The sequence below is a fragment of the Bacteroides sp. OF04-15BH genome (assembly GCF_003477995.1).
Taxonomy (GTDB): Bacteria; Bacteroidota; Bacteroidia; order Bacteroidales; family Bacteroidaceae; genus Paraprevotella.
Genome location: NZ_QUEM01000019.1, coordinates 37,184 through 50,972, shown reverse-complemented (window position 1 = coordinate 50,972; position 13,789 = coordinate 37,184). Strand labels below are relative to the sequence as shown.

Sequence of the window (13,789 nt, the reverse complement as noted above, 5' to 3'; positions counted from 1 at the left end):
TCTTTTTTTTTTGCTTACAGCGCCTTATATTCTATATTTGCATAGGTACTTAAAATGGATCATTATGAAGAATAGAATATGGGTATTGGTAGCGCTCGGGCTAGGTTTGGTGCCGCTTTCCCTGAGAGCGCAGGATGACATGTACTTCATACCAAAGAAAAAAACACAGCCGGAGAAGGTGGAAGAGCAGCCGGCTAAAAAAGCGACAGAACAGACTGAACAGACAACGACCCGTGAGCTGAGAATCAAAAGCTCGCCGGGCTATTCCTTTACTTTCGTAGATCAAGAAGATGCCGCATCCGAACGCGATGTGGATGAATATAACCGCCGTTACCGCTTCAGTGACGCCGACACCAATTTTGTGGCCGAACAGAATGCGGTAGAAACGGAAGAAGACGGACTGTGGGTCGATGGCTTTGACGGATCGGACGAGGATTACGCGTATGCCAAGCGCATTCTGGCATTCCGTTCGCCCACCGTGGGCGTGCCCGTGAGCAGTCCGCTTTATTGGGACTTGTGCTACGGACCGAACTCCATTTACTGGAATGTCTATGACGACGGTTTCTATGCCTATGCCTTCCCGACCGTGTGGAATCCTTATTACTACTCACCGTGGCGAAGCAGCTTCTGGTGGGGCTTCCATTACGGCTACCCGTATTGGGACTGGGGCTTCGGGGTGTCCTGGGGCTGGCACTATCCTTACTGGCATCATCACCACTATTGGCCGGTCTATTCCGGAGTGTCTTACCGTCCGCATCCTACCTACCGCACCAACCGTCCGTCTTTGGGACGCACCGGCGTGACGCGCCGCACCAGTGGCCGTCCGGTACAGGGAACAACCGTGCGGGGCACATCCAGCAGCCGTACCGGCGTTACCCGTGGAGCGCGTATCTCTACCGAAAGAGGCACGCAGAACAGCAACCGCGGCAGTAGGGTTGTGATACCGCGCCGCACCACTGAGCGCACTGTGGAGCGTACGAACAGCACTTTCTCCCGTCCGGTGATGGAGCGTTCTACCCCAATGCGTTCCGGAGGCAGTTCAAGAGGCGGAGGCCGTAGCGGTGTATCCCGCGGCGCTCGTTAAACAACGGTTTGTTGAATGCTAAAAATGAAACACAGATGAAAAAGAAATATTATGGAGCCTTGGCGGCCGCATTGCTGTTGGTGCCGGGGCGGGGACTGGCTCAGAACACTTATGTCAACGAGCAGATGACTTCGCAGACCGATCTGAACGGAACGGCCCGCTATGTAGGTATGGGTGGCGCCTTGGGTGCCTTGGGTGCCGACATGTCGGTCATTTCTTCCAATCCGGCCGGTATCGGTCTGTATCGTAAGGACGACATTGCAGGAACCATCAGTGTGATGACGCAGGCCGACAAGACTGCACCGAATGACTACTTCACGCATTTCTCTCTCGATCAGTTGGGCTTTGTGCTGAATGCCCCGATTCAGGGACCGGTGTTGAAGTTCCTGAATTTCAGTGCCAACTATCAGAAGAAAGCCAACTATAACCACTCTTTTGTGGCCGATAACGGAAATACCAAAGGACTGTCGCAGACCCATCAGCTGGCCAGCCTGACCAATCAGTTCGGTTCGTGGGGCGACGACGGGAAAACATTCTATTTCCCGGGAGATCTGGCTACCACGGCTTATGATGCCTTCCTGTTGAACCAGACGGATAAGGGCGTGTTCTACGGACAGGCATCGCAGGGTAACCAGTTTGCGCGTGTCACGAAAGGTTCGCTTCAGGGATTTGACTTCAACGTGTCGGCCAATCTGAAGGACCGCTTCTATCTGGGATTTACCTTTGGCGTGGATTATGTGGACTATTATTCTGAGTCTTTCTACACCGAACTGTATGAAAAGCAGGGTTCTTTTTACGACTATAATGCCTTCTCTCTGCAAAGCACATCGGGCTATGGCATTAATGCCAAGTTCGGTTTCATAGTCCGCCCGATAGAGAATTCGGCATTCCGTCTGGGTCTGGCCGTGGAAACACCTACTTTCTATACCCTCGAAACGGTGGGAGACATGTATCTGGAAACCCACTACGACGATAAGGGGAAATACGACAATGCAAACCTGTACCGCTATTATGGTCCGGAGGACAATTATCTGAATTATACGGTGCGCACTCCGTGGAAGCTGCGCGTCAGTGCCGGACATACCATCGGCGATTTCTTTGCCATCGGTGCGGAGTATGAATATGTGGACTATAGTCTGACCAAGATGGGTTATGTGGATTATGGCAGCTGGGGCGGAACACGTGAGGATCAGGACATGAACGATCATACCCGCACGAACCTGAAAGCCGGCCATAACTTTAAGTTCGGTATGGAATTCAAGCTGACCGATTGTCTGACCGGACGCTTCGGTTACAATTATTATGCCACGGCTTATGAAAAGACATCGCGCATGAATCAGAATTTGGATTCCTATGCCCTGAACTATAGCACCTATACGGATTACATGAACAAGTCCGACGCGAACCTCTATACCATAGGCCTGGGTTATAAGCGCAAGAGTTTCTATGTGGATCTGGTTTATAAGATTCGTACTCAGTCGGCCGACTTCTATGCTTTTGACGACAGTTTCGTAAACGATCCCGACTATTCTGGCGACCGCACTGTCCGTCTGGATCCGGTCAATGTGAACCTGAACCGTCATCAGGTGGCCATGACCATGGGATTCAAGTTCTAAATGCTGACACAACTGGCAGGCTACTGAATTTTTGATATTATATATAATAGGTAAGAGTCATATCAAACTCGAGAATAGAGAATGATATGACTCTTATTGTTTTGTTGGGGAATTCGGCCGTTTTATTCAGTCGGTACACTTTCCTGGTTTTGTGCGTTGCGCATTTCTTTTTCTCTCATGCGCTCCCTTTTGTCTTCCTGATGAATTTCTTTCAGCATATCGATGAATTTCTCTGTGAGCAGTGATTTCTTTTTCCCTTTGAGCGAAAGGAAGGCAGCCTGCATCGATTCACTACTGCCTTTTATGGGAATAGATTTCAAGTCAGGGGTATGCCGGGCAATATCCTGTGACAGAAGAGAAATCCAGTGTCCGGTAGCAACCATTTCCAAAAGAATTGTCGTGCTGTTTACTTCTACTTGAGGCCGTACCTTGACATGTTGCTGCAGGAGTATTCTTTCGATGACTTTTCGTGTATACAGATTCTTGGGGAAGAGTGCGAGTGGATAGTCATTCAGGTCCTTCAGGTCGAAGACCTTGCGGACGGCAGCCGGGTGGTCCTTGGCGGCGATGACGCAGAGCGGAAAGTTCAGGAAGGAACGGATTTCCAGCACCGAGGCCACCTCGTCGGGCTTGTAGCTCAACGCAAAATCCAGTTCGTTGTTGCTCACCATCTCCACCAGTTCCAGGATGGAATGTGAATAATAGATGGACAGCTGCGCATCCGGATAGCGGCGTGAAAATTTCAGAATGCAGGTGCTGATAAACGGGTACAGACTGTGGATGACCCCGATGCGGATTTTGCCGTTGAAAATCTGCTGTTTTTCCTTGATTTCTTCAATTCCCGAAGAAATCTCCTCCAGAGCATTGCGCGCATAGCTCAAAAAGCTTTGTCCGGCTTCTGTGATATAAATTTTTTTCCCGATTCGATCGAAGAGTGGAGCGCCCAATTCCTCTTCAAGTTGTTTAATGCTCTGTGAAAGAGTACTTTGTGTGATAAATAATTCTTTTGCCGCTTCGGTGAAGGAAAGCACTTCCGCCAATTTGCAAAAGTATTTCAATGGTGTCAGTTCCATAAGCCAAATTAATGATAAGGATGAAAATAATTAATTTTTCAAATTTACCAAAAAGAAAAAAAACTCCTACTTTTGCACTGTGAAAAGATTAAAAATCAGACGGATTTTATCATAAACAGCATTGTTTTCGGGAAGTCTGAAGAAAGGATAAAGATAGGTAAAAAGAGTATTATTTTAAGGTATAAAAATTAGGCTTATGTCAGGAATCATAGGACATATTTCGCAAGTAATCGGCCCGGTCGTGGACGTTCATTTTGAACATTCAGAGGTGAACCGCGGACAAAACTTGCCAAGCATTCACGATGCATTGAGAATCGAACGCAACGACGGTCGTGTACTTATTGTCGAAGTGCAGCAGCACATCGGAGAGGATACCGTGCGCACCGTAGCGATGGACAGTACGGATGGTTTGCAGCGAGGGATGAAAGTCTATTCTACCGGAAAACCAATTACCATGCCGGTGGGAGCGCAAATCAGAGGACGTGTGATGAACGTGGTGGGAGAGACCATTGACGGTATGCACCACCTGTCGGTAGAAGGCGCACAGCCTATCCACAAAGATCCTCCCAAATTTGAAGACCTGTCTACTTCGCAGGAAGTGCTGTTTACCGGTATCAAGGTGATCGATTTGCTGGAACCTTATCTGAAAGGTGGAAAGATCGGTCTGTTCGGTGGAGCCGGTGTAGGAAAAACCGTGTTGATCAAGGAGTTGATTAACAATATCGCCAAGAAGCACAACGGTTTCTCTGTGTTTGCCGGAGTCGGTGAACGTACGCGTGAAGGAAATGACTTGCTGCGCGAAATGATTGAATCCGGAGTAATCAAATACGGCGACGAGTTCCTGAAGAGTATGGAAGAGGGCCATTGGGACCTTTCCAAGGTAGATTATAAGGAAGTGGAGAAATCACAGGTGGCCATGGTGTTCGGACAGATGAATGAGCCCCCTGGAGCACGTTCTTCCGTAGCCCTTTCCGGTCTGACACTGGCCGAGTCTTTCCGTGACTCCCAGACCAATGAAGGACCAAAGGATATCCTGTTCTTTATTGATAACATTTTCCGTTTCACCCAGGCCGGTTCCGAGGTTTCCGCTCTGTTGGGACGTATGCCTTCGGCCGTAGGTTACCAGCCGACACTGGCTTCGGAGATGGGAAAGATGCAGGAGCGCATCACCTCAACCAAGAACGGTTCCATCACTTCTGTGCAGGCAGTGTATGTGCCGGCCGATGACTTGACCGACCCGGCTCCGGCTACCACCTTTACTCACTTGGATGCCACTACGGTGTTGAGCCGTAAGATTACGGAGTTGGGTATTTATCCGGCTGTAGATCCGTTGGAGTCTACTTCCCGTATTCTGGATCCGCTGATTGTGGGACAGGAACATTACGAGACCGCCCAGCGCGTGAAACAGATTCTTCAGCGTAATAAGGAACTGCAGGATATCATTTCCATCCTGGGTATGGACGAGCTTTCTGATGAAGACCGCATAACCGTGAACCGTGCCCGTCGTGTGCAGCGCTTCCTGTCACAGCCGTTTGCCGTGGCCGAACAGTTTACCGGAGTACCGGGAGCCATGGTTTCCATTGAAGACACCATCAAGGGCTTCAAGATGATCCTCGACGGTGAAGTGGATTATCTGCCGGAACAGGCCTTCCTGAATGTGGGTACCATCGAGGATGCCATCGAGAAAGGAAAGAAACTGATGGAGGCCGCACAAAAATAAAAGGATTATGGAGAAGGATTTATTGACACTCAAGGTCGTTTCGCCCGAGAAGACCATTTTCGAAGGCAACGTGCGCTATGTAGAGATCCCCGGAGCTTCCGGCCTGTTCTCCGTATTGCCCGGCCATGCTCCCTTAATCACCAGCCTGACGGAAGGAACGCTCAAGTTCAAGGGCGGAGATACGACACATCGGTTTGGAGTGTCGGGTGGTTTTGTGGAAGTCAATCACGACACCGTGTCCATTTGTGTGGAGCATATAATTGAAGCCAAGGATTAAAAACAAAAGAAAGATGATGCAGTTCTGGAAGAAAACAAGAAGGGTCTTTGTCATAAAGCTGACAATCATGACGTTGGTGCTGGCTTTGCTGGGACGAGGTGTGTTCTGGCTCTGTTGTCCGGAATATTACTTTGCGGGTTTTCCGCTGGTTCCTCTTTTCTTCTATATCTATGGACTGATTTATATCTTTCTGTTTGAGTTCTTCGGCAGTCATAATGTAAAACAACTAATCTGGGTCTATCTGGGTTCCAAATGTATGAAGCTCCTGCTGAGTGTGCTGTTTCTGCTGCTCTACGGTCTGCTTTGCGAGGAACCGGTGGCCAGATGCTTCTTAACCTTCATCCTCTATTATATCGGGTTTCTGGTATTTGAAACAGAGTTCTTTGTGAGGTTTGAGCAAATATATCAAAGAAAGTTTGAGGAATGAAAAAGATTCGTTTACTATTGATTCTGTGTTTGGGGCTGCTGATGCTTCCGGCCGGAGCCCGTGCCGAAGAACAGGCGCAACCGGTGGATGTCAATGAAGTGGTGTTCGGACACATACAGGATGCTTATGAATGGCACATTGTAACCGTGGGCGACAAGGTGGTGAGCGTTCCGTTGCCGGTCATCGTCAAGAGCAGCACCGGATGGCATTGCTTCTCCTCGGCACGACTGGAGGATGGAGCCACTTACGAAGGCCTTTACATTGCCCGGGATGGAGCCTACAAAGACAAGATTGTTGAGCGTGATGCTTCCGGACAGGAGGTGCGCCCGTGGGATATCTCCATCACCAAGAATGTGCTTGCCATGATGATCAACAGTGCTTTGCTGATATGGATCATGCTGGCCTGCGCGCGGTGGTACAAACGCCATGAGGTGTCGCAGGGAGCTCCGAAAGGAGGAGTGGGCATGATGGAATATCTCATTCTGATGATTCACGATGATGTCATCAAAGGCGGTATCGGACCGGACTACAAGCGCTACGCGCCGTATCTGCTGACGGCCTTCTTCTTTATCCTGATCAATAACCTGATGGGATTGATTCCGATCTTCCCGGGAGGTGCCAATGTGACGGGTAACATTGCCATAACGATGGTATTGGCCTTGTGTACTTTCATCTTGACCAATGTATATGGTACCAAGACTTACTGGAAGGATATCTTTTGGCCGGATGTGCCGATGTGGCTGAAGGTGCCCATACCGATGATGCCTCTCATTGAGTTCTTCGGAATCTTCACCAAGCCGTTTGCGCTGATGATCCGTCTGTTTGCCAACATCATGGCCGGACATGCTGCCGTGCTCAGTCTGGTGGCCATCATCTTTATCACGGTCAAAGCCGGTCCCGTAATCAACGGTTCCATGACGGTTGTGGCTGTTCTTTTCGGAATTTTCATGGACGCGCTGGAGTTGCTGGTGGCATTCATTCAGGCTTATGTGTTCACCATGCTGTCCTCCGTATTTATCGGACTGTCGCGTATCAAACACGAACACGTAGAGAAATAATTTAAGGTAAAAAATATTATTCAAACAATTAAAAACAGAAGATTATGTTATTATCAGTATTATTACAAGCAGCAGCAGGAGTAGGTATTAGTAAGTTGGGTGCAGCTATTGGTGCAGGTATCGCTGTATTGGGTGCCGGACTGGGTATCGGCCGTATCGGTGGCTCTGCAATGGATGCAATGGCCCGCCAGCCAAAAGAATCCAGCAATCTGCGTACCAACATGATCATTGCGGCCGCTTTGGTCGAGGGTGTGGCTCTGATTGCCATTGTCGTTTGTTTGTTGACATTGTTCTTATAATCTAGAAACCTAAGAATATGGGATTATTAACGCCGGATCCCGGTACCGTTTTCTGGATGATCATCATATTCGGGGTTGTATTCTTCATACTGGCCAAGTATGCCTTCCCCGTGATCATCGGAATGGTCGAAGAACGGAAAAAGTATATTGATCAGTCGCTCGAGGCAGCCCGTCAGGCCAACGAACAGCTGGCGCAGGTGCGTGAGGAAACCGACCGCATGCTGAAAGAGGCGCGTGACGAGCAGACCCGCATCCTGAAGGAGGCTTCACAGACCCGTGACCGGGTGATTAAGGAAGCTCGCGTGCGGGCACAGCTCGAAGCCCAGAAGGCACTCGAGGAAACCCGCCTGCAGATTGTAGCCGAGAAAGAAAGCGCCCTGAACGATATACGCCAGCAGGTAGCCATACTTTCGGTTGATGTGGCCGAGAAAATTCTGCGTAAGGATTTGAAATCCGATCAGGAGCAGTTGGAGCTGGTAAACCGTATGATCGACGAAATGGTAGCGGCATCTAAAAAATAAGAGATATGAATTCAGGTGCAATTTCCAGACGTTATGCCAAGGCACTGCTTGCCTATGCCAAAGACACTAATCACGAAGATTTGGTCTACAAGCAGGTGAAAGGCTTTATCCGTCATTATTTAAGAGTACCCGAACTGCGCTTGGCTCTTGAAAATCCTACCGTAGATAAAAATAAGAAACTGGCGCTTCTGGAAGAGGCTTCCCGCAGGGGAGTGACTTGTGAGGAGCTGACCCGCTTTCTGAAACTGGTACTTGACAAGGGACGCGAGAAGTTGTTGCTGTTTATCTTCTATTCCTATATGGATCTTTATCGTACGGAAAAGAATATCCATCGCGGAAAACTGATTACGGCCGTTCCTCTGCCTCGCGAAACCAAGGAGGCCTTGCGCACACTGATAACCCGGAAACTGACCGGAACCATTGAGTTCGACACAAAGGTCGATCCTGAACTGTTGGGTGGATACATCCTGCTCATGGAGTTTCACCATGTGGATGCCAGTGTGGCCAGTCAGCTTCGAGGGGTGAAGAAACAGTTTATTGACAAGAACAGAAGAATCGTTTAGCTTCGGCTGCGACTTCCTTCTGCGAGTAAAAACAGAATGAATTATTATGCCTGAAAATATTAAACCAAGCGAGATTTCTGAAGTGCTGCTCCAGCAGCTGCGCGGCATCAACGCCTCCATCCAGTTTGACGAGGTGGGTACCGTGTTGCAGGTGAGCGACGGTGTGGCCCGTATCTACGGACTGCTGAAGGCCGAAGCCAACGAGCTGTTGGAGTTTGAAAACGGCATTATGGCCGTGGTGATGAATCTCGAAGAAGATAATGTGGGTGCCGTGTTGCTCGGTCCTACAGACCAGATTAAGGAAGGAATGATTGTGAAGCGCACCGGTCGTATCGCCTCAATCCAGGTGAGCGAGAATATGCTGGGCCGTGTTATCGACCCGCTGGGTGTGCCTTTGGACGGACGTGGCGCCGTGGGAGGCGATCTTTGTGAAATGCCTTTGGAACGCAAGGCACCGGGAGTCATCTTCCGTCAGCCGGTGTCCGAGCCGTTGCAGACCGGTATCAAAGCCATTGACGCGATGATTCCAATCGGTCGCGGACAGCGTGAGCTGATCATCGGCGACCGCCAGACCGGCAAGACTGCCATCGCCATTGATACCATCATCAACCAGCGTGCCGCTTACGAAGCCGGCAATCCGGTTTACTGTATCTATGTGGCCATCGGTCAGAAAGGTTCTACAGTGGCCAATATTGTGAATACATTGCGTGAGAAAGGCGCCATGGACTATACCGTGGTTGTAGCCGCAACGGCTGCCGATCCTGCCGCATTGCAATATTTCGCCCCGTTTGCCGGAGCCGCCATCGGTGAGTATTTCCGCGACACCGGTCGCCATGCGCTGGTGGTTTACGACGACCTCTCCAAGCAGGCTGTGGCCTATCGTGAGGTATCTTTGATTCTGCGTCGTCCTTCCGGTCGTGAGGCCTATCCGGGAGATATCTTCTATCTGCACTCCCGTTTGTTGGAGCGTGCAGCCAAGATCATCAACCAGCAGGAAGTGGCCGAGCAGATGAACGACCTGCCCGAGAGCCTGAAGGGAAAAGTGAAGTGCGGCGGTTCGCTGACCGCATTGCCGATCATCGAAACGCAGGCCGGCGACGTATCTGCTTATATCCCGACCAATGTGATTTCCATTACCGACGGTCAGATCTTCCTCGAAACCGACCTCTTCAACCAGGGATTCCGTCCGGCCATCAATGTGGGTATCTCCGTATCCCGTGTGGGTGGTAGCGCACAGATCAAGAGTATGAAGAAAGTGGCCGGTACGCTGAAAATCGACCAGGCACAGTATCGTGAACTGGAGGCTTTCTCCAAGTTCAGCAGCGATATGGATCCGGTGACTGCCATGGCCATCGACCGCGGACGTAAGAACAATCAGCTGCTCATCCAGCCTCAGTATCAGCCGATGCCGGTGGCCGAGCAGATTGCCATTCTTTATTGCGGAACCCATGCCTTGATGCGCGACATCGCCATCAGTCAGGTGCGTGCTTTCGAACACGAGTTTCTGGAAACTCTGCGCACAGAGCATCAGGCCGATGTGCTGGACGTACTGAGTTCGGGTGCTGTGAACGACGAGGTGGCAAAGATTATTGAAAAAGTGGCAGCTGACACCGTCAGACTGTTCAAAAAATAAGAATTATGGCATCACTTAAGGAAGTAAAAGGACGTATCGGTTCCGTGAAAGGAACGCTGAAGATTACGTCGGCAATGAAAATGGTTGCTTCGGCCAAACTGCATAAGGCGCAGGAAGTCATCGAAGGTATGCTTCCTTATGAACAGCAGCTTTCGCGCATCTTCACTGGTTTTATGAGTTCAGGCAGAATGCCCGATACTCCCTTGATCAACGAGCGTCCGGTGAAGAACATCGCATTGGTGGTGTGTTCGTCTAACAACAGTCTTTGCGGCGGTTTCAATGCCAATGTGATCCGCATGGTGAACCAGTGGTTGCAGCAACACGAGGATTTGGGCAAAGACCACATAAAAATCTTTGCCGTTGGCCGAAAAGTGGCCGAAGCGGTCCGCAAGGCCGGTTACGAAGTGGTGGGCGACTATACCCATCTGGCCGACAAACCGTCGTATGATGAGGCCGCTGCCTTGGCCGAAACCCTGATGCAGGCCTTCCTGCAAGGCGAAGTGGACCGTGTGGAACTGATTTATCATCATTTCCGGTCTACGGCATCGCAGACTCTGGAGCATGCCGTGTTCCTGCCTTTCGTGCAGCCTGCGGTGGAAGAAACGGAAAACGAAAATAAGGAAGCTGAAGAGGAAGAACTGGCCGACTATATTGTAGAGCCTTCCGTTCCTGAGTTGCTTCAGCAGTTGTTGCCCTCCGTGTTGCGTACCAAAATCTACACGGTGGTGCTCGATTCCAGTGCTTCGGAACATGCCGCGCGCACCATGGCGATGCAGGTAGCTACGGACAATGCGAATGATCTGATTCAGGATTTAACTATAATGTATAATAAAAGTCGTCAACAAGTCATTACGAATGAGTTGTTGGATATAATGGGAGGTTCGATGTCCTGATGACTTTTGGGCATAAATTAGATGTGAAATTGTTTTTACTTCCCCGTCAGTAATATTTTACTGCCATAGCGGTAATTTATTACTGACGGGGAAGTTTTTTATTTACAAACGCTTCTTCCCGGCATTTCTCTTTTCTGAAAAAGGCGTTTTCTCATGAGTGTTTTCTGCTTTCCGTCGTTTGGTTCCGGTTGGGTTTACGCATTAGAAAATTCCGAATTTTATTTCTATCTTTGTTTCCGAATTGGTTCCGGAGTGCTTGTTCAAGCCCTCGGATTAAAAGGGAATCGGGTGAGAATCCCGAACAGTCCTGCTGCTGTGTAGCTCCATTCAACCTTTTGAATTTCACTTCTGCCACTGATATGGGACGGCCATATTGGGAAGGCTTCAAAAGGGGAGTCAGTCAGAAGACCTGCCATCATTCATGGTTCTGTTGCTCTCTAGGGTTAGGGCGGCAGTCAACGATTATTTCCATTTACGAATCGGAGCCTGGCAGGGTTCCGTATTATTGATTCTGTCAGAACAGACTGTCTGTTCCGGCTCGGGACGACTGTATGCTTTTCCGGGAATGGGCGCGCTCTGTATCTGCAAGTTTTTAGGTATGTTGAAAAAGACGATTGTCATTGTCGGGGGAGCATGGACTCTTCTGACTGGAGAAGGTATGCCTGTTTTCGCACAGAGCACACCGGATACTTTGCGCCATTTGGACGAAGTTCCCGTAGTGGTGCAGGCCCGTTCGCGCGAGGTGATTCCCGTGCAGCAGCTTGACGGGCTGCAATTGGAGCGGCTGAGCGCGCACAGTGTTGCCGATGCCTTGCGCTATTTTTCGGGCGTACAGATTAAGGATTACGGCGGAGTGGGCGGATTGAAAACCGTGAATATCCGCAGTATGGGTTCGCAGCATGTGGGTGTGTTCTACGATGGCGTGGAGTTGGGAAATGCGCAGAACGGGCAGGTGGATTTGGGACGTTTCTCACTCGACAATATGGAGGCCATCTCGCTGTATAACGGACAGAAGAGCGATGTGTTCCAGTCGGCCAAGGATTTTGCTTCTGCGGGAGCGGTCTATATGCAGTCGCGCACGCCCGTCTTCGGGGAAACAGAGCGTACACATCTGAAAGCCACTTTCAAGACCGGTTCTTTCGGGCTGGCCAATCCGGCACTGCTTTGGGAGCGGAAACTGAGCGACCGGCTCAGTACCTCGTTGAGCGCTGAGGGAATGTATACCACGGGCAAGTATCGCTTCACGTATCAGGTGAAGGACGGATATGACACAACGGCCGTGCGTCATAACGGTGATGTACGGGCTCTGCGTGTGGAGAACGGCTGGTTCGGTAAGGCGCAGGGCGGATACTGGCGCGCCAAAGCCTATCTGTATGCTTCGGAGCGCGGCTATCCCGGTGCCGTGGTGCGCAATAAGTTCATGCACGAAGACCGGCAGTGGGACTGGAAAACCTTTGTGCAGGGAATGTACCGTAAGGATCTCTCGGAGCGCTATCATCTGATGGTTAAGGGAAAATATGCCTATGATTATCTGCGCTATCTGGCTGATCCGAATAAGGACGAAACCTTGTTCTATGCCGATAACCGCTACCGGCAGCAGGAGTCGTACCTGTCTTTGGTACAGGGGCTGCGCCTTTTGCCCGGTTGGGATTTGGGAGTAGCCGCCGATTATCAGTTCAATGCGCTGAATGCCAATCTGAGAGATTTTGCCTATCCCCGCCGTCACACAGCCCTGCTTTCGGTGGCCACCTCGTGGCAGGTTCAGCGCCTGAAGGCGCAGGCCAGCCTGTTGGGCACCTGGGTGCACGATGCGGTGCGTACCGGAGCAGAGCGGGCCGCCGACCGTCTGGAGTGGACACCCACCGTGGTGTGCTCGTGGCAACCTTGGGCCGCTCACGACTGGCATCTGCGCGGATTCTATAAACGGATTTTCCGGATGCCCACGCTGAATGATTTGTATTACACGCTTATTGGCAATACACGGCTGAATCCTGAATATACCGACCAGTATAATGTGGGGATGACCTACGGACACTCTTTTGCGCATGGCTTTCTGCGGCGCATAGAGGGGCAGGCCGATGCCTATTATAATAAGGTAGAAGATAAGATTGTGGCCATACCTACAGCCAATGCCTTCCGCTGGACGATGCTCAATCTTGGAGAGGTGCATATCAAAGGAGTGGATGTGGCGGTACAGGCTGTCGGGCAGATCGGAAAGGATTTCACGGTTCAGGCCCGTTTGAACTATACCTGGCAGCAGGCAAAGGATGTAACTGACCGGACTTCGGAATTCTATGGCGGTCAGATTCCCTACATACCGTGGCATTCCGGTTCTGCGGCGCTGAATCTCGGTTGGCGTCATTGGGAACTGAATTACAGCTTTATCTACACCGGAGAGCGCTATGCCTCGCAAGCTAACATTCCGGAAAATTATCTGTTGCCGTGGTACACCAGCGATTTGGCTCTGGCGCACCAGTTGCCCCTGAAAAAGGGAGCCTTGCGGTTGGTGCTTGAGGTGAATAATCTGTTTAACCAGCAATATGAGGTGGTGCTCTGCTATCCGATGCCGGGAACCAACTTCAAGTGCACGGCACAATATAGCTTTTAGTGAAAAATAAAACGATT

Annotated in this window: 13 protein-coding genes and 1 riboswitch; of the genes, 12 read left to right on the top strand and 1 reads right to left on the bottom strand. The window is 50.4% G+C overall.

Features of this window, described 5'->3' with window-relative positions; genetic code table 11:
* Positions 1-64: 64 nt before the first annotated feature.
* The gene (locus DXA74_RS09765) at positions 65-1,084 is read left to right on the top strand and encodes a hypothetical protein (RefSeq protein ID WP_118527094.1); all 1,020 of its coding nucleotides are present in this window, start codon (positions 65-67) and stop codon (positions 1,082-1,084) included.
* Between the two features lie 35 nt (positions 1,085-1,119).
* Positions 1,120-2,700, top strand: coding sequence for a hypothetical protein (locus tag DXA74_RS09760; RefSeq protein ID WP_118527092.1), 1,581 nt, complete (start codon positions 1,120-1,122; stop codon positions 2,698-2,700).
* Between the two features lie 122 nt (positions 2,701-2,822).
* On the opposite strand, the gene DXA74_RS09755 is transcribed toward DXA74_RS09760, so the two are convergent.
* Positions 2,823-3,773 carry a LysR family transcriptional regulator gene (locus DXA74_RS09755; RefSeq protein ID WP_118527090.1) on the bottom strand — a complete coding sequence of 317 codons (951 nt, stop codon included), beginning with the start codon at positions 3,771-3,773 and terminating at the stop codon, positions 2,823-2,825.
* A gap of 196 nt (positions 3,774-3,969) precedes the next feature.
* Between DXA74_RS09755 and atpD the strand changes: the two genes are divergently transcribed.
* From atpD to DXA74_RS09705, 10 genes are all read left to right on the top strand, one after another.
* Positions 3,970-5,493: a F0F1 ATP synthase subunit beta gene (gene atpD, locus DXA74_RS09750; RefSeq protein WP_118527088.1), complete on the top strand. Its 1,524-nt coding sequence runs from the start codon at positions 3,970-3,972 to the stop codon at positions 5,491-5,493.
* 7 nt (positions 5,494-5,500) lie between these two features.
* Positions 5,501-5,770, top strand: a complete 270-nt coding sequence (atpC, locus tag DXA74_RS09745; protein WP_118527086.1) for an ATP synthase F1 subunit epsilon — start codon at positions 5,501-5,503, stop codon at positions 5,768-5,770.
* 13 nt (positions 5,771-5,783) lie between these two features.
* On the top strand, positions 5,784-6,197 hold the full coding sequence (locus DXA74_RS09740) for a hypothetical protein (RefSeq protein WP_118527084.1): 414 nt from the start codon (positions 5,784-5,786) through the stop codon (positions 6,195-6,197).
* Positions 6,194-7,255, top strand: a complete 1,062-nt coding sequence (gene atpB, locus DXA74_RS09735; RefSeq protein ID WP_199666147.1) for a F0F1 ATP synthase subunit A — start codon at positions 6,194-6,196, stop codon at positions 7,253-7,255. The genes DXA74_RS09740 and atpB overlap by 4 nt, the downstream gene beginning before the upstream one ends.
* A 44-nt stretch (positions 7,256-7,299) precedes the next feature.
* Entirely contained in the window at positions 7,300-7,554 is a 255-nt protein-coding gene (gene atpE, locus DXA74_RS09730; protein ID WP_118527082.1) for an ATP synthase F0 subunit C, read from the top strand.
* Between the two features lie 17 nt (positions 7,555-7,571).
* Positions 7,572-8,075, top strand: a complete 504-nt coding sequence (gene atpF / locus DXA74_RS09725; protein WP_118527080.1) for a F0F1 ATP synthase subunit B — start codon at positions 7,572-7,574, stop codon at positions 8,073-8,075.
* Between the two features lie 5 nt (positions 8,076-8,080).
* Complete coding sequence (locus DXA74_RS09720; protein WP_118527078.1) at positions 8,081-8,638, top strand: F0F1 ATP synthase subunit delta; 558 nt, start codon at positions 8,081-8,083, stop codon at positions 8,636-8,638.
* Between the two features lie 46 nt (positions 8,639-8,684).
* Positions 8,685-10,271: a F0F1 ATP synthase subunit alpha gene (gene atpA, locus DXA74_RS09715; protein ID WP_118527076.1), complete on the top strand. Its 1,587-nt coding sequence runs from the start codon at positions 8,685-8,687 to the stop codon at positions 10,269-10,271.
* A gap of 5 nt (positions 10,272-10,276) precedes the next feature.
* Positions 10,277-11,164: a F0F1 ATP synthase subunit gamma gene (locus tag DXA74_RS09710; RefSeq protein ID WP_118527074.1), complete on the top strand. Its 888-nt coding sequence runs from the start codon at positions 10,277-10,279 to the stop codon at positions 11,162-11,164.
* A gap of 225 nt (positions 11,165-11,389) precedes the next feature.
* Positions 11,390-11,596: riboswitch (cobalamin riboswitch) on the top strand.
* Between the two features lie 226 nt (positions 11,597-11,822).
* Positions 11,823-13,772 carry a TonB-dependent receptor gene (locus DXA74_RS09705; RefSeq protein WP_118527124.1) on the top strand — a complete coding sequence of 650 codons (1,950 nt, stop codon included), beginning with the start codon at positions 11,823-11,825 and terminating at the stop codon, positions 13,770-13,772.
* Positions 13,773-13,789: the final 17 nt, after the last annotated feature.